This is a genomic window from Nonomuraea sp. NPDC048882, assembly GCF_040649755.1.
In the GTDB taxonomy this organism is placed as follows: Bacteria; Actinomycetota; Actinomycetes; order Streptosporangiales; family Streptosporangiaceae; genus Nonomuraea; species Nonomuraea maheshkhaliensis.
On the sequence record NZ_JBEZGB010000023.1, the window covers coordinates 89,731 to 112,868 of the forward strand.

The following is a 23,138-nucleotide window of genomic DNA, read 5'->3' on the forward strand; positions in this document are numbered from 1 at the left end:
CATGCTCGCCGCATTGACCGGTATGGGCCTGTCCACGGCCGCCGGGCTGAACGCGTACATCCCGCTGCTGGTCGTGGGGGTGCTCGCGAACTTCACCGACGCCGTGAAGCTGCCCGAGGCCTACTCCTGGCTGTCCAACTGGGGCGTGCTGGCCGTGATCGCGGTGCTGCTGGTCGCCGAGATGGTGCTGGACAAGGTGCCCGCCGTCGACAGCGTCAACGACGCCATCCAGACCGTGATCCGCCCGGCCTCGGGCGGCGTGGTCTTCTCCGCCACGAGCGCGGCGGCCGAGTTCGAGAGCTCGACCTGGATGACCGAGCATCCGTGGGCCGGCTGGGTGCTGGGCATCGGGCTGGCGCTCGTCGTACACGTGATCAAGACCGTCGCCCGGCCGGTGGTCAACGTGAGCACGGCGGGGACGGGCGCGCCGGTCGTGAGCACGGCCGAGGACGCCGGCGCGCTCGGCATGAGCCTGATCGCGATCTTCCTGCCCGTGCTGGTGATCCTGGCGCTGCTGCTGCTCGCGGTGCTGGCCTGGTGGGTGCTGCGGCGCGTACGCCGCCGCCGGGCCCGCAAACGGGCGGCCAAGGGCTATCCCTGAAGCCCGCTTCGCGGCGGTCAGAGCTTGCGCACCCACCCCTCCAGCGTCTGGACGAAGTCCTCTGGCCGTTCCTCGTGCAGCCGATGGCTCGCCCCCTCCCAGCACACCACCACAGAGGCGGGATCGTCGATCAGCCCCGCCTCCCAGGCGGCCCGCCCCGGATCGGCCCAGATCGACAGCACCGGGCAGCGCCTGCGGGCCAGGTAGTCGTCACTGGCCGGGCGCACCCCGATCGCCTCGGGCCCGGTGAACATCGCCTCGAACGCCTCGGCGAGGACGTGCGGCGCCATGCCGTGGAGCCGGCGTTTGTGCCAGCGCCTGATGACGTCGGGGGTGCCGGCGTTCGTGCACCACTCGTCGATGCACTCGGCGGCGGCGTGCGGGTCGTCGCCGCGCAGCGAGGAGATCATCTGGGGGAAGCCGCGGGCCAGGGCGGCCGTCATGCCGTAGCCGGGGTCGAGGGTGACGAGCGCGCGCACCCGCTCGGGGTGCTCGACGGCCAGGATGGACACCACCTGACCGCCCATGGAGTGCCCGACGGCGATCACCCGGGGGATGCCGAGCCGGTCGAGCAGGACGTCGAGGTCGCCGGCCATCATGCGCGGGGTGTTGCCCGTGTCGGGGACCGAGGAGTAGCCGTGGCCGCGCAGGTCCACGGCGATCACGCGGTGGTGGGCGGCGAGCGCGTCGATGTGCCAGGACCACTGGTGGGAGTCGGCGCCCCAGCCGTGGACGAGCAGTAACGGGGGGCGGTCGTCCTCCGCCCGCCCGTCGTCGGTGTAGAAGAGCCTGACGCCCGGCCCGACCTCCGCGTACGGCATCTACCCCGCGCTCCCCTCCTGCTTTTCCGGCTCTCCCGGCCTTGCGAGGCCCTCAAGCTGGGGCATCAGCGCGCTCTCCCCCGCCGTCCAGCCACCGTCGATGGCCAGCTCCGCGCCGGTCATGTACGAGGCGGCGTCGGACAGCAGGAACGCGATCGCCTCCGCCACCTCCTCGGGCTCGCCCCAGCGCCCGGCGGGGGCCAGCGGGAACGTGCCGTCACCCGAGCGGGCGCCGAGCGGCTCGGTCATGGGGGTGATGATCATCCCGGGATGTACGGAGTTGACGCGGATGCGATAGCGCCCGAACTCCAGAGCCGCGATCTTCGTCAGCCCGCGCACTCCCCATTTGGACGCGCCGTACCCGCCCGTGCTCGGCAGGGCGAACAGCCCCGCGACCGACGACAGGTTGACCACGGCCCCGCCGCCCGACTCGCGCATGGCTCCCACCACGGACTTGAGCCCGAGGAAGGTGCCGACCAGATTCACCTGGAGCACCCGCTCGAACTCCTCCAGCGACTGGTCCTCGATCATCGCGACGGAGGCGATGCCGGCGTTGTTCACCAGGCCGTCGAGCCTTCCGTACGCCTGCGTGGTCTCGGCGACCACCGCCGCCCACCCGTCCTGGCTCGTCACGTCGTGCTCGATAAAACGGGCGCCCAGTTCCTTGGCGGTGGCCGTGCCCTCCTCCACGAGAACGTCGGTGATGACGACCCGCGCCCCGGCGGCGACGCAGCGCCGGGCGGTGGCCGCCCCCATGCCCCGGGCTCCGCCGGTGATGATCACAACTTTGCCGTCCAGCACGCGCTGCCCTTTCTGGGGTGTTTCAGGAATCATGTGAACTGAAACACACCGTTCTGCCCTGATCAAGGGCTTGCTTGGTCGGGCGCGCCGGATCCCGTCCGGCGGACTATCCTTCAAGGCATCAACCCCAACGGGAGGTGGCGGAGATCGGCGAGTTCCTAGTCATCGTGCTGGTGATCCTGGCGTTCCTCCTGCTGCTGGGAGGCGTGGGCATCTACCTCCTGGTCAAGCTGGGCAAGAAGGCCGCGGTGAAGGCCAAGGAGGCCACGAGCCGCCTCACCACACACGTCAACGCCATGGGCACCGGCGACGCCGCCGAGGTCGAACGTCTGCGCCTCGACCTGCGCCGCGAGGTCTCCCTCACCCGCCAGGCCGTCGAGCAGGCCCAGCGCCAGGGCTGGGGTCTGGGCGAGCTGCCCCACCTGCTGGCCGACCTGACGGCCCAGGCCGAGGTGCACGACGGGCAGCTCGGCATGTACGCCCAGCAGCGCCGTGTGTCCCCCTATGTCGACCATGCCACCCTCAACCGGCTCAGGGAGCACCAGGCCAAGCTGACGGCCATGTGCGCCCGCATCCGCGCCGACCTGCTCGGCGACCAGGTGACCCACACGGCGACCGGCATCGCCGACCTCAGCTCCCGCACCGACCTGGAGATCGAGGCCCGCCGCCAGGCCCCCGTCAAGGACCCGCTCGACGAGATCGACGAGCTCTACCGCCGCACGATGGAGGAACGCAAAGACCACCCCCGGTAACGCCGTGCTGTGACACCATGGACGCGGCCAGTCACCCTTCCAGGAGCCGGTCCATGAGCACAGCCTTGCCGGAGTGGTTCTACCCCGGCCCTCCCGGCGGCTGGACCGCCGACCTGCTCGACCACCTTCCTCCCGACGCGCCCCGGCACGTCGAGCTGATCGACGGCGCACTCGTCCTGCGCCCACCGCAGACCGCCTTCCACATGCTCACACTCCGCCTCCTTGAGCGCTCGCTCCGCCTCCGAAGCACCTCACGGCCGTACGCGAGATGACGCTGACGCCGAGCCCGCGCCAGCGCCCCGAGCCTGATGTGATGCTGGTCGCCAGGACGACGATCAGCCCGGACACCACGACTTTCCGGCCGGAGGACGTACACCTGGTGGTCGAGGTGGTCTCAGCCGAGTCCATGGAAAGGGACCGCACGACCAAGCCGCTCAAGTACGCCGACGCCGGCATCCGGCATTTCTGGCGGGTGGAGAACGACAACGGCTCGCCTGTCGTGTACACCTTCGATCTGGAGCCCGCGACCAGGGCCTACGTCCCGACCGGCATCCACCGCAAGCGACTGCACACCCATATCGGCTTCGACGTGGCCATCGACCTCGACCTGCGAAAGGTCACCGACTGATCGGGCCGGCAGCCTCCCGCCCCACCGCCCTGCCACCCGTTCCCGGCTCGACGATTCGGCAGGTTCCTGCGGACACGGCCCGTGCCCATGCCCCCACCCGGTCCTGTGCCCGGGCCTGCACCTCTACCCCGGACCCGGGCCTGCGCCTCTACCCGTACCCGTACCTGCGCCCCCGCCTGCTCCAACACCTGTGTCGCCGTGTTCCAGGGCTTCGATGGTGGCGCGGAGCCAGGCCAGTTCGGCCTGGCTGGTGGCGTGGGCGATGGTCAGCAGGCCCTGCCGGAACGGGTCGCCGAACTCCTCGGCACCCATCGGCCGGTCACCGTCGTCGTAGAAGAAGCTCGTCGGCTCCTCCAGGAAGGTCAGCCGTCTGCGCAGCACTGCCGCCTGGCCCCTGGGCTCGTCGAGGTGACGCAGGAAGGCCAGCAGCACGAACCACCGGTTTTCATCGCTGATGTCGAGATCGTCCGGGTCGCGCAGCCGTCGCTCCAGCTCCGCCTGCCCCTCGGGCGTCAGGTAGAGCGTGCGCCGGGGCGCGGCGGCGATGCCCGGCTCGTCCTTCCTGATCAGCCAGCCGGAGGCCTCCATCCGCTTGATCGCCGGATAGAGAGTGCCGTCGGCCACCGGACGCACGTGCCCCATCAGGGCCGCGATGCGCCGGCGCAGGTCGTAACCGTGTAACGGCCGGTCCCTGAGGAACCCGAGTATCGCCAGCTCCAACATGTATGCCACTATACATCGCAGCCGATGTATATTGAGCCCGATGCACAGGAGACCCACCATGCACCATGCCATCGTCCATCCCAGCGGCGCTCACATGCGCTGGGTGGAATTGCCCGGCGCCGAGCCCGCCCGCGTCTACGTTCACGGCCTCGGTGCCACCTCGGCCCCCTACTACGCCCAGGTCGCCGTCCATCCGCTGCTGCCGCGCAACCGTTCCCTGCTGATCGACCTGCTCGGGTTCGGCATCAGCGACCGTCCGGAGGAGTTCTCCTACACGCTTGAGGCCCACGCCGACGCACTGGCGGCGGCGCTGCGGGCGGCGGGGGTCGAGGGCGCGTCGCTGATCGCGCACAGCATGGGCGGGGCGGTGGCGACGACGCTGGCCGCCCGTAACCCCGATCTGGTGGCCGGCCTGATCCTGGTGGACGCCAACCTCGACCCCTACCCGCCGTCCCCCGTCCGGCCGGGCACCAGCGGCATCGCCGACTACGAGGAGGAGGAGTTCGTGACGGAGGGCTGGAAGGACGTACGCGACCGGGTGGGGCCGCACTGGTGGTCCACGATGCGCCTGGCCGACCTGCGCGGCCTGCACCGTACGGCGGTCAGCCTGGCCAGAAACACCACCCCCACGACCCGCGAGCTGCTGCTCGGCCTGCCGATCCCCCGCGCCTACCTGCACCCCGAGGGTTCCGCACCCAAGGGGGCGGAAGAACTACGTGAGGCAGGCGTCCAGGTGCTGGCCATCCCGGAGTCGGGCCACAACATCATGCTCGACAACCCCGAAGCCTTCGCCCACACCCTGCGCACCCTCCTCCCCTGATCCCCCAACTCCATCGAAGACTCCAGGCAACCCCTGCTGCTGACTGAGCGCGCGCTCACAGGGCCGATGACGCGATGGGACCGATGGCGTGGCGGGACCCATGGCGCGACGGGCCAGCGGCGCAGCGAACCGCCGGCGTGACGGGGCCAGCAACACGATGGGGCCAACGGGCACGATGGGGCCGATGGCGCGACGGGGCCGATCGCGTGGCGGAGCCGATCGCGTGGCGGAGCCGATCGCGTGGCGGGACCGACGGCGCGACGGGCCAGCGGCGCGCCGAACCCCGTCAGACCGGACCTCACCCAGCCGAACCCTCCCGAGGACAACTCCCCGTCAAACCGGACCCCGCCGAAGCGGACCCTTCCGAGGGCGGGCATGTTCGGGCGCGGCCCGGGATCTCCTGCCTGCTGACGGCGGCCGGGCTGCCGCACCGGCCGGCGTTCTCGGCCGCGACCAATCGCCGACCGCTCCCTCGGCGGCGCACCGGCCTGGTCGGCGATCGTTGGGGGCGAAGGGTCAGGTTGTGGTGCTGTTGGACTGGATGACCTGGCCGGTGGTGGCGTCGACGGTTACCTCGTGTTTGGTGCCGTTCGGGGTGATCACGTCCGACTCCCACACGGTCTTGCCCTGCTCCGTGTCCAGGTTGAGCTCCGTGACGCGGCCCTCAGGGACCGCGGCTGCGATCTTGTCGGCGGCCTGGGCGTAGTCGAGTTTGGCGGCCGCCACCCGGTCCCGGTGTTTCGTCTTGTCCGACTGGTCCTCGTTCTCGGTGGTGGGGCCGCTGACGACCTTGCCCGCTTCGACGTCCACCTGGTGCTCGGTTCCGTCTTTGGCGACGACCTGCACCTCCCAGGTGCGCCCGCCCTCCTCCGTCTCGATCGAGATGAGGGTGGAGCCGGGCACCGCCGCCAGGGCCGCCTGGCCGGCCTGCTTCAGGTCTTCGAGGGCGTTCTGGCCGGGACCACCGGGGCTGCCCGGCCCACCCGGCATGCCCGGCTCACCAGACCCGCCCGGCATGCCAGAGCCACCTGGACCGCCAGGCCCGCCCGGGCAACCTGGGCAGGGCGAGTCGCCCGGGCTTCCCGGGGCGCCTGGGGCGGTGGTCGAGGTGGGGGTGCCGATGGAGGGGGAGGGCTGGGCGGCCAGCCGCTCCACCTCGTTGAACGCGGTGCCGCAGCCGCCTGCGAGCACCGTCGCACCGACCAGGGCACCGATGATCGTCTTGTTCATATCTGGACGCTGCCCGTCACTTGGCAAAGCATTCGCCCAGGTCAGGCGGGGTATGGTCTATTTGACCCCCGCCTCGCGCATGTCGCGCAGCTCCCGCTTCAGCTCCTTGATCTCGTCGCGCAGCCGTGCGGCCACCTCGAACTGGAGGTCAGCGGCCGACTGGTGCATCTGCTCGGTCAGCGACTCGATCAGCGACTCCATCTGCGCGCGAGGCATCTCACCGGCGATGGCCTTGGCGTGCTGGCCGGCCTGGCGGGCCGCGAAGCCGGGCACGGGCGCCTTGCCCCGCGACTGCTGCCGGCCGCTGCCGCCGAGCAGCTTGTCGGTGTCGGCGTCCTCGCGCTGGAGCGAGTCGAGGATGTCGGCGATCTTCTTGCGCAGCGGCTGCGGGTCGATGCCGTTGGCCTCGTTGTAGGCGATCTGCTTGGCCCGGCGCCGGTTGGTCTCGTCGATCGCCCGCTCCATCGACGGGGTGACCTTGTCGGCGTACATGTGGACCTGGCCCGAGACGTTACGGGCGGCGCGGCCGATGGTCTGGATCAGCGACGTCTCCGAACGCAGGAAGCCCTCCTTGTCGGCGTCGAGGATCGCCACCAGCGACACCTCGGGCAGGTCGAGGCCCTCACGCAGCAGGTTGATGCCGACGAGCACGTCGAACTCGCCCGAGCGCAGCTCGCGCAGCAGCTCGATGCGGCGCAGCGTGTCGACCTCGCTGTGCAGGTAGCGGACCCGGATGCCCAGTTCAAGCAGGTAGTCGGTGAGGTCTTCCGACATCTTCTTGGTCAGCGTGGTGACCAGGACCCGCTCGTCGCGCTCGGCCCGCTCGCGGATCTCGTGGACCAGGTCGTCGATCTGGCCCTTGGTCGGCTTGACCACGATCTCGGGGTCGACCAGCCCGGTCGGGCGGATGACCTGCTCGACCACCTCGCCCTTGGCCCGCCCCAGCTCGTAGGGGCCGGGCGTGGCCGACAGGTAGACGGTCTGGCCGATGCGCTCCAGGAACTCCTCCCACTTCAGCGGCCGGTTGTCGAGCGCCGACGGCAGCCGGAACCCGTGGTCGACCAGAGTGCGCTTGCGGGAGGCGTCGCCTTCGTACATGGCGCCGATCTGCGGGACGGTCTGGTGGGACTCGTCGAGGACGAGCAGGAAGTCCTCGGGGAAGTAGTCGAGCAGCGTGTTGGGCGCGCTGCCGGCCTCGCGGCCGTCCATGTGGCGCGAGTAGTTTTCGATGCCGGAGCAGGTGCCGATCTGGCGCATCATCTCGATGTCGTACGTCGTGCGCATCCGCAGCCGCTGCGCCTCCAGCAGCTTGCCCTGCCGCTCCAGCTCAGACAGCCGCTCGGCCAGCTCGACCTCGATGCCGGCCACGGCGGCGGCCATGCGCTGCTCGCCCGCGACGTAGTGGGAGGCGGGGAAGATGTAGAGCTCTTCGTCCTCGGTGATGACCTCGCCGGTCAGCGGATGCATGGTGGCGAGCTTCTCGATCTCGTCGCCGAACATCTCGATCCGGACGGCCAGCTCTTCGTATTTCGGGATGATCTCGATGGTGTCGCCGCGCACCCGGAAGGTGCCCCTGGTGAAGGCCAGGTCGTTGCGGGTGTACTGCATGTCGACCAGGCGGCGCAGCAACTGGTCGCGGTCGACGTCCATGCCGACGCGCAGCCGGGCCATGCGGTCGACGTATTCCTGCGGCGTGCCCAGGCCGTAGATGCACGACACCGAGGCGACGACGATGGTGTCGCGGCGGGTGAGCAGCGAGTTGGTGGCCGAGTGGCGCAGCCGCTCGACCTCGTCGTTGATCGAGGAGTCCTTCTCGATGTAGGTGTCGCTCTGCGGGACGTAGGCCTCGGGCTGGTAGTAGTCGTAGTAGGAGACGAAGTATTCGACCGCGTTGTTGGGCAGCATCTCGCGCAGCTCGTTGGCGAACTGCGCGGCGAGGGTCTTATTGGGCTGCATGACCAGGGTGGGCCGCTGCAGCCGCTCGATCAGCCAGGCCACGGTGGCGGTCTTGCCGGTGCCGGTGGCGCCCAGCAGGACGTTGTCCTTCTCCCCGGCCTTGACGCGGCGCTCCAGCTCGGCGATGGCCGTCGGCTGGTCGCCCGATGGAGTCATCTCGGTGACGACCTCGAAGGGCGCCACCTTCCGCTGCAAATCAGTGACCGGTCGCATGGTGCCCACTGTAGGTGGCGCCACCGACAGAAAGCGTCAGGCCGGACGCTCGCCGATCCGGGGGAAGGGCGTGGTGGAGAAGACGACCTCCACCGGAACCTCGAAATAGGCGGCGATCCGCAGCGCCAGGTGCAGGCTGGGGCTGTATTCGCCGCGTTCGAGGTAGCCGATGGTCTGGTAGTGCACCCCCAGGGCGTCGGACAGCTGCCTGCGGGTCACGTTGCGCTCCGCGCGCAGCAGCGCGATCCGGTTGTGGACGCTCTCGCTCATCACGGCGTGACTTCCCAGCCCCTCTCATCGCACCCCCCCGATAGCAGGGCTCTGACATCCATAGCATACCTGCGACAAACAGCAATACACCTGTGACACCGCATTGCAAGCGAACAGTAAGTCATACCCGATACGGTCGAATTCGCCTGTAGCGGAAGAGGAAGGTTTCATGTCACGACCCAGAGAGGCACTGATCCAGGCAGGACAGGGCATAGCCCGAACGGTGGCCCAGGGGGGTGACGTACGCCAGGCGGTGGGCCAAGCCATGGGCCAGGTGGCCGGCCAGGCCGGGCAGCTGCAGGCCCAGGCCGCCCAGGGCTTCACGCTCAACCCGCACGACTTCGCCGCGGCCCGCGACGGCGGTGTGTCCATCGGCACCCTCATCGAGGCGCGCACCGCCTCGCTCAACGAGGCCGGCGAGATCGTCAACCGCAGCTTCGCCGAGAACGGCATGCACGTCATCTCCCCCGTGGTGATCCCCAAGGGCAGCACCGCCAAGGTGATCGTGCCGCTGGGCATCCTCGTGCTGCTCGGCCTCATCGGCGCGCTCGGCAACATCGTCCCGCAGGCGGACGTGGTGTTCGGCCCGCACTACTGGGTGGTGCTGGTGCTGGCGGCCGCGTTCCTGTGGTGGCGGCGCAGCGTGGTGATGGTCCCCGAGGGCTGCAAGGCCCTGATCACCCAGTTCGGCAAGCTGGTGCACATCGCGGACCCGGGCCGGGTGACGCTGTTCAACCCGTGGAAGCGGGTCAGCTACATCGTCAACACCACCCGCGAATACCCGTTCAACGCGCCGATCAGCGAGGCGCCCACCCAGCAGGGCGTCAAGGCCAGCGTGGACCTGTTCCTGCAGTTCAGGATCGAGAACCCGGCGGAGTTCATCTTCGTGCTCGGCTCGGTCAGCGGCTTCCAGTCCAAGCTGCAGAACGCCATCAGCGAGGTCACCCGCTCCCTGATCTACGCCCAGCGCGCCGAGGAGATCTACGACCTGGTCGGCGAGAGCACGCTCGGCATGCTGGAGAGCCTCAACCAGCAGTTCCTGCCCGCCGTACGGCTCACCGACGTCAACATCACGCACGCCGAGCCGTCCAGCCAGGAATACCGGATGGACCTGGCCGCGCCCGAGATGGTCCGCGTCGCCAAGGAGGCCTACACCTACGAGTACGAGCTCCAGCTGCGCAAGGAGCAGAACGAGGGCGACCTGATCAAGGAGCTGGCCGGCCTCCAGGAGACGCTGAGCGCCATCCAGGCCGAGATCGCCGGCTATCAGGCCCGCATGGACACCGCCCTCGAACGCGCCACCCACCAGGCCACCGCGCAGGCCAGGCAGCGCCTGGTCGAGGCCGAGTCCACGGCCAACGCCAACGCCGCGCTGCTGGAGGCCCAGGCGCTCGACATCAGGGCGCTGTCGGCCGCCGAAGCGCCCGAGATCCTCGACTACCGCTTCCAGCAGGACCTGCTGACCAAGCTGGAGTCGGTCGCCACCAGGCTGCCGCAGGTCGTCCAGGTGGGCGACCAGACCGACATCGACTTCCTGGCCCTGGCCCAGCAGCTCGTGGGCGGCAAGGGAGCGGCGCTGTTCTCCGCCGAGGACATGGCCGCCATCCGCTCCAGGCTCGACGAGATCGGCCAGCGCGTACGGGGCCGCGAGGGCGAGATCGCCGCGCTGCTGGCCAAGACGGCCGCCGACGTGGAGCAGCCGCCGCAGGTGCCGGAGCCCGACTCCGACCTCGAATCCACCGTCGAACGGCTGCTGCCCGGCAGCAAGCATCACGGACAGGCTGGGAGTGGGATCTGATGAGCCGCGACTTCTCCAAGATCAAGGAATCGGTCGCCTCCTGGGGCGACATCCGCCAGCTTCTGCGCGGCGGCGAGCAGGGCCAGCTCGTGCCCGTCGTCATCCCCAAGGACCGGCGCGGCTTCGCCTGGATGACGCTGATCTTCCTGGCGCTCTACTTCGCCGGCATGGCGGCGCTGAGCGACTTCACCGTCACGGCGGCGCTCGCCTCGCTGTTCTTCCTGCTCATCGCCCTGATCACGATGTGGCGCAAGGCCATCATCGAGATCGAGGAGGGCACCACGGGCGTGCGCAGCCGCTGGGGCGCCATCACCGGCACGCTGCCGCCCGGCCGCCACTACCTCTGGCTGCCGTGGGACCGGGTGGACGCGGTCGTCGACACCTCCACCGAGATCCCGTACTCGGCGCCGATCGTGGCCTGCCCGACCGCCGAGAACGTGCCGCTGAAGTCGATCGAGTTCTTCCTCAAGTTCCGCATCGTCGACCCGGTCGCGTTCGTCCGCACGATCGGCGCGGGCAACTTCGACCTGGTGCTGTCCAGCGCGGTGCAGGACGCGATCAGGCAGCGCAGCCGCCGGGTCAACACCGAGCGCGCGTACGACCTGCGCGGCTCCGACGTCGGCGACATGCAGGACGCGCTCAACCGCCAGCTGGGCCGCTACGGCGTGCGCGTCACCGGCTCCAACATCCCCGACGTGCAGCTGCCCGACCAGTACCAGCAGCACCTGGCCACCCGCGAGAAGGTGGCCAAGGAGCTGTCGGCCTACGAGCGCGAGTGGGAGCTGACCCGCAAGCGCCGCATCGACACCCTGCTGATGGAGATCGAGCGCTCCAAGAAGACCCGTGACGCCCGCGTCGTCGAGGTCAAGGCCGCCCACAACACGGCCCGCAAGGACGTCGCCCGCATGCTGGAGGAGCAGGAGACCGAGGCGCAGCGGGTGACGTGGGAGATCGAGGCGCGCGGCCGGGCCGAGCTCACCGCCGCCGAGAACGAGGCCAAGGCGCTGCGCCGCCTGGCCGAGTCGTACCGGGACAACCGGGCCGTGCTGCAGTACGAGCTGGCCCGCAAGCGCCTCGACGTGGGCGCGAAACTGGCGGAGAATGCCCCCCAGCCGCTGGTCGTACGCACCCAGCAGGGTCAGGCCGACTCCGCGCTGTCCACCCTCCTGCTCGCCCAGCTGCTCCCCCGCATCTCGGGCACGGGAACGGATCAAGTGAACGGCCGTACACCTTCCGCATAGGAGAACCCCATGGTGTTCCGCAAGCTGATGGCCGCGTTCGGCGCGGGCGTCGAGGTTGACACGGTGTTGACCAACACGGGCGTGCGCCCTGGCGAGCTGCTGCGCGGCGTCGTCCATTTCCGTGGCGGCAACTCCGAGTACAAGGTCGAGGGCATCCACATCGACCTCACCGCCGTGGTCGAGGTCGAGCAGGGCGACAACGAGTACAAGACGTCCTACAGCTTCCTGCGCCAGCAGGTCGCGGGGACGTTCCAGCTCGCCGCTGGCGCGCAGCACCAGCACCCGTTCGAGATCCCGGTCCCGTGGGAGACGCCCATCAGCGCCATCGCGGGGCATCCGCTGCCCGGCATGCGGCTGGGCGTCCAGACGGAGCTGGCGCTGGCGGGGGCGCTCGACAAGGGCGACCTCGACCCGCTGTTCGTCAGCCCGCTGCCTGCGCAGGACCACGTGCTCGGCGCGCTCGACCGGCTGGGCTTCCAGTTCAAGAAGGCCGACCTGGAACGCGGCACCCTGTACGGCTCGACGATGCCGTTCTTCCAGGAGATCGAGTACTACGCGGGCGGTCAGTGGCGGCGGCACTTCAACGAGCTGGAGCTGACGTTCATCGCCGGGCCGCGGCAGATGGACGTCATCCTGGAGGCCGACAAGCGGGGCGGCTTCCTCAGCTCCAGCCACGACGCCTACAACCGCTTCACCGTGCGCTACGACGACCCGCCGAACTCGGCGGACGCGGCCCTGCAGCGCGGCCTGGAGCAGATGGCCCGCCACCGCGGCTGGTTCTAGGTCACGCTCACGGCCAGCAGGTGACCGCTGACCCCTAAGAGCGACGGTTCGCACTCAAGCCGGCGGGCGGCGTCGAGCAGCAGCTCGCGCCGCCCGTCGTCGTCCAGCCAGTCGTCCACGTCCCCGTAGAGCCAGAACGCGCCCTCCAGGCCGTAGACGCTCGGCCGGGGCAGCCCCGCCTCGGTGAACTCGGCGACGATCTCCTCGGGGATATGGCTGAACCCGCGGAAGCCGTCCTCTCGCGGCGAGACGATCTCCCCGGTCTCCAGGGTGCGGTATTCGACCTCCACCCGCCCTTCGCGCGGCAGCGTGCCCAGGCGGACGCTGTCGTGCAGGGCGGCGCCGCGGCCTCCTCGACGTGCAGCGGCACGGGGTCGATCAGCTCGACGTCGTAGCCCGCGGCGGCCAGCCACGCGGCGTGCACGCCGGTGCCGCCGCCCACGTCGAGCACCTTCGCCGGCGCCGGCGGCAACGTGCGCAGCAGCACGTCACGGGTACGCCAGAACTCCAGCCGCCCCCGCCCTTCCCGCAGCCTGGTCAGTTCGCCGCCCTGCTCGTAGTAACGCAGGACACGGGGATCCTCGATCATGCCGCCGGATCCTACAATCGCCGGTTTTGCGCGGGCGAGGCAATATTCCGGACCACCTTCCGACAGGAGATCGCTCCTTTGCGTGTGCTGGCAGTCGCATGGCGCGGTCGTTACCATGACGTCGGGAACTGACTGATCGTCGGACGGCGGGGCGAGCGATGGCACGGTTCATGGCGGCGTTGAAGCGGGCCGCCCCATGGGCGGCGCACAACGCGGACGGCGCCATCGCGCTCGGGCTGGCGATCGTGGTCGGCGTGCTGGGCATCATGCCCGACGAGATCTTCGGCCCCGAGGGCGAGGACATCCAGCGCCAGCTCGTGACCGCCGCGACCCTGGTGATCCTGGCGCTGGTGGCCACCGCGCTGCTGCGCGACCGCGTCCGGCAGGCGCCCGTGGAGAAGACGATCACCTCGGGCGCGCTGGCCGAGCTGCCGCTGCGCCTGGCCAGGCTGGAGGAGCTGGAGAGCCTGGCGCACAGCACGCGCCGGGCCCTCGACGCGCTCGAACTCGTCCGGGTGCTGGGCAGCAGGCAGGAGATCGCCCAGTCCCACGCCGAGGCCCGCCGAGACACGACCAGGTGGAGCTTCAAGGGCGGCACCGGCACCTATCTGCGCGCGGTGACGCTGCCGGCCTGCGTGGCGGCCGCGCGCAGGGACAAACGCCACCTCACGGTCAGGGTCGAGGTCATCGATCCGACCAACCTGGAGGTGTGCGAGACGTACGCCCACTACCGCCGTTCGCTGGAGGACCATCCCGACGCCACCGGCGAGTCGTGGACCACCGACCGGGCCAGGAAGGAGTCGTACGCGACCATCCTGGCCGCCTTCTGGCACCGCCAGCGCTACGGCCTGCTCGACATCGAGGTCGGCCTGTCGTCGACGATGACCACGTTCCGCTGGGACCTGTCCACGACCCGCCTGATCATGACGGTCGAAGACCCGAACATGGCGATGACCGCGCTGGCCGACACGTTCTACTACGAAAACTGCGACACCGAGCTGCGGCTCAGCTTCGAGCAGGCGCGGCGGGTGCCGCTGGAGATGTACAAGAAGGTCCCGCTCGGCGACGAGCCCACCATCGAGGAGGTGCAGGAGCTGTTCGCGCGGATCGGGGTGCCCCTGCCCAGGTCGTACGACGGCCGCGACGTCGTCGACATCGCCCGCAAGGCGCTGCGCGCCGTCGATCCCTACGGGTCATGAGCTACGCCGGCGTACGCGACGTCCTGGCCGCCGGGGAGGCCAGGCGGTGGGCCCTCGACGTGCTGGCCCGGCCCGATCTTGGCGCGGTGCGGCATCCGCTGGGATTCGTCTGCCTGCCACTGGAGCGTGACGGCGGTGAGGGGGTATGCCTCCATCTGTGGTCCGATTCGCTCGCGCACGCCGAGAGCACCACGTCGCAGATCCACTGCCACAGCTGGGACCTGGTCAGCCACGTGCTCTACGGCCAGATGCGCAACGTGCACGCGGTGGTCACCGACGCCCGCGCGGACGCCACGCACCGGGTCTACGAGGTGGTCAGCGGGGCCGACGGCGACCGCATCTCGCCCACCCCCCGCACCGTGCGCCACGAGACGGGCCTGGTGGAGGTCTTCGGCCCCGGCGACACCTACACGCTGGCCGCCGGCCTCTTCCACAGCAGCGTCGTCCCGGAGGGCGGCGAGGCGGCCACGATCGCGCTCGGCAGCGGCCGCCCCGGCAGCCGCGACCTGTCCCTGGGCCCGCTCGACGGCGGCGCCCACCACGTGTCCAGGCAGCCGCTGGACCCCGGCGAGACGGCCGCGGCCGTCCGCCTGATCACCGCGCACCTGACCTGAGAGGGCACTGCGATGGACCTGGACCACGCTCGCAAGATCGCTGTCGAGGCCGCGGAGGCGGCGGGCGCGCTGCTGCTGAAGGGCACGCGGGGGGCGCTGGGCGTGCGGGCCAAGGGCGAGGCGGGTGACGTGGTGACCGATCTCGACCTGGCCTCCGAGCGGCTGCTGCTGGACCGGATCCTGACGGCGTACCCGTCGCACACGGTGATCGCCGAGGAGTCGGGGCTGGTCGGGGCGGCGGGCGGCGAGTGGACGTGGCTGGTCGACCCGCTCGACGGCACCAACAACGTGGCGATCGGGCTGCCCGCCTACGTGGTGGGCCTGGCGCTGTGCCGCGACGGACTGCCTCAGCTCGGCGTGGTGCACGACCCGGTCTCGGCGTGCACGTGGTCGGCCGTGCGAGGGCGGGGCGCCGTGGCCTCGTCGGGCGCGCGCCTGTCCGCCGTGCACCGGCCGCACCCGCAGGGGCCGCTGCTGGCCTGGATCCAGGGGTACGGTATCCCCAGGGACGACCCCACCCTGCGGCGGCTGAGGACGGCGCTCGACCTCAACGCGCGCCGGGTGCTGCAGCTGTGGGCGCCGCTGCTGGCGTGGGCGATGCTGGCGCGCGGCGACATCGACGGCGTCGTGGGCTACCGGGCCGGGGTGGTCGACCTGCCCGCGGGGGCGCTGCTGGCATTGGAGGCCGGGGCCGAGATCCGGGAGCTGGACGGCGGGCCGTACGAGGAGTGTGTGGACGTCTCGCAGACGCGCAGCTTCGTCGCGGCACACCCCGGCACCATGCCTGCACTTCTCTCCCTTCTGGGGTGAGGAAAAGTGCACGGATAATGTGTGCCTTTTGTCGATGAGTTCCGCCGCCGTTCGACGTCTTATTAGAGAGTGCCGCACCAACGGCACCACGCGGAGAGGAGCCCGACATGATGACCACGACCGAGCTGGCGCAGGTGCTCTTCGCCACCACCCTGCAGCCGTCCGACGAGCTGTCCGCCTACCGGATCCGGGCGGCCGTGGACGAGCGGCTGTGCGCGTGCGGCGGCGACCCGGCCTGGTGCGCGGCGTACGTGGCGCAGGAGGCCGGCGACCACCCCGAGACGTACGTGCGCCGGATGCGCTGGGCCCTGGACGCGGTCGCCGTCGCCTACGAGCCGGCCGCCGCCTGAACCCGTATCAGCCGAACCGGACCAGCGTCCACACCGTCACGAGCAGGCCGACGACGGCCAGCCCGGCGCCGGTGAGCAGGAAGCGCCGCATCGGGACCTTGACCCCGTGGCGGCGGCACGACTCGAACCACAGCAGCGTGGCCAGCGAGGCCCACGGGGTGATGACCGGGCCGACGTTGGTGCCGACGAGCAGTGCCAGCAGCAGGTCCCGGTCGGTGGCCGGGATGACGAGCTGGACGGCCTGGTAGGCGGGCAGGTTGTTGATCAGGTTGGACAGTCCCGCGCCCACCGCGGCGGCGCGGTAGGGGTCGCCCTCGACACCGATCATCCAGCTCATCAGGGCGGACAGCCCGTGGTTGCTGAGCGTGGGCACGACCAGGAAAAGGCCGGTCACGAAGATGAGCAGCTGCCAGGGCACCAGGCTCCAGGTCAGGCGCTCGCGGGCGCGCAGCAGGAAGGCCGCCAGGACGATGGCGGCCGCGGCGGTGGCGGCGATGGCGACGTGCGCCTTGAACAGCAGCAGGGCGATGAACAGCAGGCATCCGGCCGAGGCGGCGGTGAACAGCGCGCGGTCGGCCACGGGCTCCAGGATCGGCGGTGTGTAGCGCAGGTCGCGGCGCTCGCCGCGGCGCCAGTAGAACGCCCACAGGAACGCCATCGTGACCGCAATGGCGGCGAGCTGGGGGGCCCACATGCGGGCGGCGAACTCCTGGGCGTCGAGGCCGATCTTCTTGATGCCGAGCAGGTTCGTCAGGTTGGACACCGGCAGCAGCAGGCTGGCCGTGTTGGCCAGCCAGATCGTGGTCATGGCCAGGGGGAGGGCGGCGATGCGGGCCCGGGGGGCGAGGGCGAGCATGACCGGGGTGAGCAGGACCGCCGTCGTGTCCAAGTTCAGAAATATCGTGACAAAAGACGCGAAAGCGGTACAAAGAAAAAAGAGGGCGGCGTAGTTGCCGCGTCCGAGCACCGCCATCCTCGCCGCGATGGCGTCGAAGACCTGGGCCTCCTTGGTCAGCTCGGCCAGCAGGATGATCGCGACCAGGAAGACCAGCAGCGGGCCGATCTCGGTGAGGCTCTCGACCGCCTCGGCCCAGGGCAGCAGCCCGGTCGCCACGAAGACCAGACCGAGAAGCAGCAGCCCGACCCTGACCAGGTCGAGCACGCCGAGACGCCGCAACACCCGACGATGATCGCACACCGCCGGGAGGCGCGATACCCGAGGATGACGGCACACCGCCAGGAGGCCGCGACACCCGAGCACCACCGCCGGGAAAAATGCCGATCCCGTGCCCGCATCCCCGGGGGATACTGGGCAGATGGCACGTGACGGCAGGCCGACCGAGATCTTCGTCAGCTATTCCCCCGCCGACACGGCATGGGCGACCTGGATCGCCTGGGAGCTGGAGGCGGCCGGCTACAAGACCATGATCCAGGCGTGGGACTTCGTGCCCGGCACCAACTTCATCGACTTCATGGACCGCGGGGTCAGCGAGGCGCAGCTGGTCGTGGCCGTGCTCTCACGCAACTATCTCGGCTCCCGCTACGGGCGGATGGAGTGGCAGGCCGCGCTGCGCGCCGACCCCGACAACCCGTCCAACAAGCTCGTCACGATCAGGCTGGAGGACGTCCAGGTCGAGGGCCTGCTGTCCACGATCACGTGGGTCGACCTGCTCGGCGTCACCGACCCAGGCCAGGCCAGGGCGCAGCTGCTCAGCCGGGTCAGCGAGGCGATGTCCGGCCGGGCCAAGCCGGAGGCCGCGCCGGCCTTCCCCGACGGCTCCCGGGTGCCGCCGTCCCCGCCGACGCTGCCGCCGCCCGCCGAGCGGGCCAGGGCGCGGCGCTCGCCGGTCACCGCGCCGAAGTTCCCGCCGGCGGCGGCGGGCGACGACCGCGGGCGCGAGTCGATCAGCGTGCTGCACATCGGCGGCCCCAGGTTCGGCCGGGCGCTGCCCGACCCCGGTGACCCGTTCACGCCAGAGGACATGCAGGCGCGCATCTGGGCCGATCTGACCGCCATGTACGACCGCGGCATGCCCCGCCCCGACCTCATGGTCGTCAGCGGCGACCTGACCGAGTCGGGCAGTCTCGGGCAGTTCGGGCAGGCGACCCGGTTCATCACCGACCTGCGGCTGCTGATCGGGCTGGAGCCGCACCGGCTGATCCTGCTGCCCGGCCCGCGCGACGTGACCAAGGCCGCCGCGAGCGCGTACTTCATGACGTGCGAGGCCGACGACGTCAGCCCGCAACCCCCCTACTGGCCCAAGTGGCGCCACTTCGCGACCCTGTTCGGCGAGGTCTACCAGGGGCTGGACGACCGGGTGTTCGACGCCGCGCAGCCGTGGACGCTGTTCGAGGTCCCCGATCTGAAGGTGGTCGTGGCGGGGCTCAACTCGACGATGGCGATGAGCCATCTGGAGCGTGACGCGTACGCGCTGCTCGGGGAGGGCCAGGCAGCGTGGTTCGCCGAGCGGCTGCGGCAGTTCGAGGAGGACGCCTGGCTGCGTCTCGGCGTGCTCGGCCATCCGCCGGGCGAGCTGCGCGACCTCCAGACGTTCGAACGGCTGCTGGGCCACCGGCTCAACCTGCTCCTCCACGGCGGCACCGGGGAGGGGGCCGAAGGCCGGATCGCCGCGCCGCGCTCAGGGCGGCACCAGGTCGTCGAGATCGGCCCCGACGGGCTGCGCCTCTGGCGGCCGGACGGGCAGCCCGACGGGCGTCCCCAGCTGCTCCGCTCCCGCTGGCGGGCCGCCGGGACCACGTTCACCGGCCAGAGCCCGCCCGCCGCCGCGCCCGCGCCCAGGGCGGCCGAGCGCGAGCCGAGCCCGGTGGAGCTGCTGCTCGACCGCATCACCGAGGTCTGCGAGGCCCGGCACGAGCGGGCCAGAATCCGCAGGTTCGACACCCATCTGGTGGTCACCCACCCGGAAGACGGGTTCGTCCGCCAGACGATGATCGGCGCGTACGCGGGCGACGCCGCCGAGGAGGCCGCCAACGACTTCGCCCGGCGCGCCCACGCCGCCGGCCTGCCCGCCGAGCTGGTCTACCAGGGGCCGCCCGCCTCCCGCGCGCTGCGCGACGAGCTGATGCGCAAGGGCGTGCGGCTGCGCAGCTTCACCGAGTTCCAGGGGCTGCTCGACCTGAGCGGCTACGTCAGCGAGCAGACCGCCCGCCTGACGAACGACCGCCGCTACCCGCCCCACCTGTACGTGCCGCAGCGCTACCGCGAGCTCGACCGCCCCGGCAGCCAGGTCAAGCACGGCCTGACCGACGAGCTGATGCGCCTGCTGGCCGCCGACCACGGCCGGTTCCTGCTGCTGCTGGGCGACTTCGGCCACGGCAAGACGTTCGCGCTGCGCGAGCTGGCCCGCCGCATCCCCGCCGAGCTGCCGCATCTGACGCCGATCCTGATCGAGCTGCGCGCCCTCGACAAGGCCCACTCGGTCGACGCGCTGGTCGCGGCCCATCTGGCGAGCCACGGCGAGGAGGTCATCGACCTCAAGGCGTTCCGCTACCTGCTGCGGCAGGGCCGGATCGTGCTGCTGTTCGACGGGTTCGATGAGCTGGTGACCCGGCTGACCTACGACCGCGCGGCCGACCACCTGTCCACGCTGCTGGCGGCGGCCGACGACAAAGCCAAGATCGTGGTGGCCAGCCGCACCCAGCACTTCAAGTCGCACAGCCAGGTGCTGACCTCGCTCGGCGAGATGGTGGGCGTGCTGCCGCAGCGGCGGGTCCTGGGCGTCGAGGATTTCACGCACGACCAGATCCGCTCCTACCTGGCCAACAGGTTCGCCGAGGGCGATGAGGCCGGCGCCCGCATGTCGCTGATGGCCGAGATCGAGGACCTGCTCGCGCTGGCCCAGAACCCGCGCATGCTGAGCTTCATCGCCGACCTCGACGCCGACCGGCTGCGCACGGTCGCCGAGGCCCGCCACACGATCAGCCCGGCGCTGCTGTACGAGGAGATCCTCACCTCGTGGCTGGCCTTCGAGGAGCGGCGCGCCCGCGTCCCCGGCTCGGCCGTGGCGCTGACCGTCGAGGAGCTGTGGCGGGTGGTGACGGCGCTGGCGGTGCGGCTGTGGGAGAGCGGCGAGGCGCTGCTGGGCGTGGACGAGCTGACCGAGATCGGCGAGACGCTGACCGACCTGGCCGACGGGCAGCTCTCGGCCGCGCACGCCGCGTTCCGGATGGGCTCGGGCAGCCTGCTGGTCCGTACCGAGGAGGGGATGTTCGGGTTCATCCACGCGTCGGTGATGGAGTGGCTGATCGCCCGCCACATCGCCACCACCCTGGACAACCCGGTCCTGCTGTCGCTGCGGCCGCTGTCGGCGCTGACCGTGGAGTTCCTGTGCGACCTGGCCGACGTACGCGCGCTGCGCGCCTGGGTGGCCAATCCTCAGCCCGACGACCTGGCCAAGGCCAACGCGGTCAAGGTCGCCGCCAGGTTGCGCACGCCCGCCCGTACCGACCTGCGCGGCGCCAACCTGAAGGGCGAGGACCTGTCGGCCAGAGACCTGCGGGAGGTCGACCTCACCGGCGCCGACCTGTCGGAGACGACGCTCGCGGGCACCAACCTGTCCAGGGCGACCCTGCGCGAGGCCAGGCTGGTGGGCGCGCGGCTCGACGGCGCCCAGCTCACCGGGGCCGACCTGCGCGGCGCCGACCTGTCGGGGGCGCGGCTGGCGCGGGTCGACCTGAGCGACGCCGCGGTCGAGGGCGCCCGCTGGCACCGGGCCGCGCTGATCGACGTGACCGGCACGCTGCCGCACCTGCCGGGCGCGGCAGTGGTGCCGGGGCAGCCGGTCGAGGTGCAGTTCGCGCCGGCCGGCATCGGCGTCCCGTACGGCTACCACTTCCAGACCAGCCGCCTGCCCGAGCCGATCGCCTACAGCCCCGACGGCTCCACGCTCGCGATCGGCAACGAGGACGGCGGCGTGCTCCTGTGCGCGGGCGGCGCTCCGGTGCGCACGCTGCAGGGACACCAGGGCCGGGTGTACGCGGTCACGTTCGCCGGCGGCCTGCTGGCCACCGGCGCCAGCGACGGCAACGTGCTGTTGTGGGACGCGATGACCGGCGAGCCCCTGCGCGGCCTGCGCGGCCACCCCGACGGCGTCTGGCCGGTCCGCTTCGACGCCTCGGGCGAGCTGGTGGCCGCGGGCGGCGGCGACGGCGTCGTCCGCGTGTGGGAGAGCGCCACCGGCCGGCTCGTGCACGAGCTGGCCGGGCACCAGGCCCCCGTCTTCACCGCCTCCTTCGGCCGCTCGTCGCTGGTCATCGGCGACTCGGCGGGCGTGGTGCGCGTCTGGGACCTGCGCTCGGGCAAGGTGCGCGAGACCCTCGGCGAGCACCGGGGCAGCGTCTACCGCGCCGTCCACAGCCCCGACGGCTCGCTGCTGGCCACCGGCGACGAGGCGGGCACCGTCCGGCTCTGGGACACCGCCACCTGGCGCCTGCTGCACGAGCTGCACGGCCACCTGGGCAGCGTCTACTGCGTGGCTTTCGCCCCCGACGGCTCGCTGCTGGCGACCGGCGACACGGCGGGCAGCGTCCGCCTGTGGGACCCGTCGGGCGAGTCCCGCGGCGTGCACCTCACCCACGCGGCGGCCGTCTACCAGGTCGCCTTCAGCCCCGACGGGCAGGTGCTGGCGACCGGCGACTCCGACGGCTCCGTACGCCTGCAGCGGCTCGGCGGCGGCCGGCAGATCGAGCTCACCGGGCACCGCAGCTCGGTGTGGCCGTTCGCGTTCAGCCCCGACGGCCGCCAGCTCGCCACCAGCAGCAACGACGGCACCGTGCGCCTGTGGGACCCCGACAGCGGCCAGTGCCAGCGGGTGCTGCGCGGCCACGGGCGGCGGATCTCCTCGGTCAGGTTCAGCGCCGACGGCACGATGCTGGCCACCAGCGGCAACGACGGCATCGTGCGCCTGTGGGAGCCGCGCACCGCGCGGCGGCTGCGCGAGTTCACCGGCACCGCCGACCGGCTGGTCTCGGCCTCGTTCTCGCCGGCGGGGCCGACGCTGGCCACCGCCAGCAACGACGGCGGCGTGCACTTCTGGAACGCCGCCACCGGCGACTACGAGCGCGAGCTGCACGCCGAGACCGAGCACGTGTGGGCCGAGGCGTTCAGCCCCGACGGCGACCTGCTGGCCACGGCCAACGACGACGACAGCGTGCGCATCTGGTACCGCCCGACGGGGCGGCTGGCGGGCCACCTCACCGATCATCGGGGGCGGGTGCGCTCGATCGCGTTCAGCCCTGACGGCGGCTATGTGGCCACCGGCTGCGACGACAAGCTCGTCCGCCTCTGGCACGTCGCCTCCGGCGGCCGGGTGGCGACCCTGGAGGGGCACACCGACCGGGTCTACTCCGTGGCCTTTTCCCCCGACGGCCGCCACCTCGCCAGCGCGGGCAACGACGGCCGGGCCCTGCTGTGGGAGCTGCGCCCCGGCCAGCCGTGGCAGCCGCGCCTGCTGCACACGCTCACCCATGCCGGCGGGCGGTTGTGGAGCGTGGCGTTCGACGCCTCCGGCCGGCACCTGGCCACGGGGGGCGACGACCTGCTCGTACGCGTCTGGGACACCGCCACAGGCCGCCCCCGGCACACGCTGGCCGGGCACGCCCGCCGGGTGCTGTCGGTCGCCTACAGCCCTGCGTCCGACCTGCTGGCCAGCGCCGGCGACGACGGCGTGGTCATCCTCTGGGAGGGCGGCGAACGCCGGGCGACCCTGCTCGGCCTGGCCGAGGGCTGGGCCGCCCTGGCGCCCGACGGCCGCTACAAGGTGCAGGGCGACTTCGCCGGGCAGTTCTGGCACGTCGTCGGGATGTCGCGGTTCGAGCTGGGCGAGCTCGACCCCTACCTGCCCGGGGTGCGGCAGGTGCCGCTCGACTCCCCCTTCTGAGGGTTCAGAATCCCCCTTCCGAGCGCTCAGAACCCCTCTT

The 23,138-nt window shown here is 71.1% G+C and carries 21 protein-coding genes and 1 pseudogene; 13 read left to right on the plus strand and 9 right to left on the minus strand.

Annotated elements, in window-relative coordinates; genetic code table 11:
* Position 1 precedes the first annotated feature (1 nt).
* A complete protein-coding gene (locus AB0C27_RS48810) occupies positions 2-601 on the plus strand; it encodes a DUF4126 domain-containing protein (RefSeq protein WP_357860589.1) in 600 nt (199 codons plus the stop codon).
* A gap of 17 nt (positions 602-618) precedes the next feature.
* Here the strand turns inward: AB0C27_RS48810 and AB0C27_RS48815 are convergent, their stop codons facing one another.
* Positions 619-1,422 (minus strand): alpha/beta hydrolase, encoded by an 804-nt coding sequence (locus AB0C27_RS48815; RefSeq protein WP_357860592.1) that lies wholly within the window; start codon positions 1,420-1,422, stop codon positions 619-621.
* Positions 1,423-2,223 carry a glucose 1-dehydrogenase gene (locus AB0C27_RS48820; protein WP_357860595.1) on the minus strand — a complete coding sequence of 267 codons (801 nt, stop codon included), beginning with the start codon at positions 2,221-2,223 and terminating at the stop codon, positions 1,423-1,425.
* A 137-nt stretch (positions 2,224-2,360) separates the two neighbouring features.
* Between AB0C27_RS48820 and AB0C27_RS48825 the strand changes: the two genes are divergently transcribed.
* Genes AB0C27_RS48825 through AB0C27_RS48835 form a run of 3 tightly spaced genes read left to right on the plus strand, consistent with a single transcriptional unit; the run spans position 2,361 to position 3,603 of the window.
* Positions 2,361-2,975, plus strand: a complete 615-nt coding sequence (locus AB0C27_RS48825; protein ID WP_357860598.1) for a hypothetical protein — start codon at positions 2,361-2,363, stop codon at positions 2,973-2,975.
* A 53-nt stretch (positions 2,976-3,028) separates the two neighbouring features.
* Positions 3,029-3,247 (plus strand): hypothetical protein, encoded by a 219-nt coding sequence (locus AB0C27_RS48830; RefSeq protein ID WP_357860601.1) that lies wholly within the window; start codon positions 3,029-3,031, stop codon positions 3,245-3,247.
* Complete coding sequence (locus tag AB0C27_RS48835) at positions 3,244-3,603, plus strand: Uma2 family endonuclease (RefSeq protein WP_357860604.1); 360 nt, start codon at positions 3,244-3,246, stop codon at positions 3,601-3,603. The genes AB0C27_RS48830 and AB0C27_RS48835 overlap by 4 nt, the downstream gene beginning before the upstream one ends.
* A gap of 123 nt (positions 3,604-3,726) precedes the next feature.
* On the opposite strand, the gene AB0C27_RS48840 is transcribed toward AB0C27_RS48835, so the two are convergent.
* On the minus strand, positions 3,727-4,326 hold the full coding sequence (locus AB0C27_RS48840; protein WP_357860607.1) for a PadR family transcriptional regulator: 600 nt from the start codon (positions 4,324-4,326) through the stop codon (positions 3,727-3,729).
* A gap of 40 nt (positions 4,327-4,366) precedes the next feature.
* On the opposite strand from AB0C27_RS48840, the gene AB0C27_RS48845 reads away from it, so the two are divergent.
* Entirely contained in the window at positions 4,367-5,146 is a 780-nt protein-coding gene (locus tag AB0C27_RS48845) for an alpha/beta hydrolase (RefSeq protein ID WP_357860610.1), read from the plus strand.
* Between the two features lie 516 nt (positions 5,147-5,662).
* On the opposite strand, the gene AB0C27_RS48850 is transcribed toward AB0C27_RS48845, so the two are convergent.
* The 3 genes from AB0C27_RS48850 to AB0C27_RS48860 are packed head-to-tail and all read right to left on the minus strand — an operon-like array spanning position 5,663 to position 8,815.
* Positions 5,663-6,376, minus strand: coding sequence for a PepSY domain-containing protein (locus tag AB0C27_RS48850; protein WP_357860613.1), 714 nt, complete (start codon positions 6,374-6,376; stop codon positions 5,663-5,665).
* 57 nt (positions 6,377-6,433) lie between these two features.
* A complete protein-coding gene (gene uvrB / locus AB0C27_RS48855) occupies positions 6,434-8,545 on the minus strand; it encodes an excinuclease ABC subunit UvrB (protein ID WP_357860616.1) in 2,112 nt (703 codons plus the stop codon).
* Between the two features lie 36 nt (positions 8,546-8,581).
* On the minus strand, positions 8,582-8,815 hold the full coding sequence (locus AB0C27_RS48860; protein WP_106244753.1) for a helix-turn-helix transcriptional regulator: 234 nt from the start codon (positions 8,813-8,815) through the stop codon (positions 8,582-8,584).
* Between the two features lie 169 nt (positions 8,816-8,984).
* On the opposite strand from AB0C27_RS48860, the gene AB0C27_RS48865 reads away from it, so the two are divergent.
* Genes AB0C27_RS48865 through AB0C27_RS48875 form a run of 3 tightly spaced genes read left to right on the plus strand, consistent with a single transcriptional unit; the run spans position 8,985 to position 12,637 of the window.
* Complete coding sequence (locus AB0C27_RS48865; protein ID WP_357860619.1) at positions 8,985-10,613, plus strand: SPFH domain-containing protein; 1,629 nt, start codon at positions 8,985-8,987, stop codon at positions 10,611-10,613.
* The gene (locus AB0C27_RS48870; protein ID WP_357860621.1) at positions 10,613-11,854 is read left to right on the plus strand and encodes an SPFH domain-containing protein; all 1,242 of its coding nucleotides are present in this window, start codon (positions 10,613-10,615) and stop codon (positions 11,852-11,854) included. The genes AB0C27_RS48865 and AB0C27_RS48870 overlap by 1 nt, the downstream gene beginning before the upstream one ends.
* Before the next feature lie 9 nt (positions 11,855-11,863).
* Entirely contained in the window at positions 11,864-12,637 is a 774-nt protein-coding gene (locus tag AB0C27_RS48875) for a sporulation protein (RefSeq protein WP_357860624.1), read from the plus strand.
* On the opposite strand, the gene AB0C27_RS48880 is transcribed toward AB0C27_RS48875, so the two are convergent.
* Together AB0C27_RS48880 and AB0C27_RS48885 are read right to left on the minus strand one after the other, a co-directional pair.
* On the minus strand, positions 12,634-12,927 hold the full coding sequence (locus AB0C27_RS48880) for a hypothetical protein (RefSeq protein WP_357860721.1): 294 nt from the start codon (positions 12,925-12,927) through the stop codon (positions 12,634-12,636). The genes AB0C27_RS48875 and AB0C27_RS48880 overlap by 4 nt on opposite strands.
* Positions 12,928-12,995: 68 nt before the next feature.
* A pseudogene (locus tag AB0C27_RS48885) lies at positions 12,996-13,343 on the minus strand (methyltransferase domain-containing protein); the annotation flags it as partial.
* A gap of 41 nt (positions 13,344-13,384) precedes the next feature.
* Between AB0C27_RS48885 and AB0C27_RS48890 the strand changes: the two are divergent.
* The 4 genes from AB0C27_RS48890 (at position 13,385) to AB0C27_RS48905 (ending at position 16,199) form a co-directional block, all read left to right on the plus strand.
* Positions 13,385-14,425 (plus strand): hypothetical protein, encoded by a 1,041-nt coding sequence (locus AB0C27_RS48890; RefSeq protein ID WP_357860627.1) that lies wholly within the window; start codon positions 13,385-13,387, stop codon positions 14,423-14,425.
* Positions 14,422-15,039: a hypothetical protein gene (locus AB0C27_RS48895; protein WP_357860630.1), complete on the plus strand. Its 618-nt coding sequence runs from the start codon at positions 14,422-14,424 to the stop codon at positions 15,037-15,039. The genes AB0C27_RS48890 and AB0C27_RS48895 overlap by 4 nt, the downstream gene beginning before the upstream one ends.
* 12 nt (positions 15,040-15,051) lie before the next feature.
* Entirely contained in the window at positions 15,052-15,849 is a 798-nt protein-coding gene (locus tag AB0C27_RS48900) for an inositol monophosphatase family protein (protein WP_357860633.1), read from the plus strand.
* 107 nt (positions 15,850-15,956) lie between these two features.
* Positions 15,957-16,199 (plus strand): hypothetical protein, encoded by a 243-nt coding sequence (locus tag AB0C27_RS48905; protein WP_357860636.1) that lies wholly within the window; start codon positions 15,957-15,959, stop codon positions 16,197-16,199.
* Positions 16,200-16,206: 7 nt separating this feature from the next.
* On the opposite strand, the gene AB0C27_RS48910 is transcribed toward AB0C27_RS48905, so the two are convergent.
* Entirely contained in the window at positions 16,207-17,379 is a 1,173-nt protein-coding gene (locus AB0C27_RS48910; RefSeq protein WP_357860639.1) for an SLC13 family permease, read from the minus strand.
* 136 nt (positions 17,380-17,515) lie between these two features.
* Here AB0C27_RS48910 and AB0C27_RS48915 point away from each other — a divergent pair, with 136 nt between their 5' ends.
* Positions 17,516-23,098, plus strand: coding sequence for a TIR domain-containing protein (locus AB0C27_RS48915; protein ID WP_357860642.1), 5,583 nt, complete (start codon positions 17,516-17,518; stop codon positions 23,096-23,098).
* The last annotated feature ends 40 nt before the right edge of the window (positions 23,099-23,138 follow it).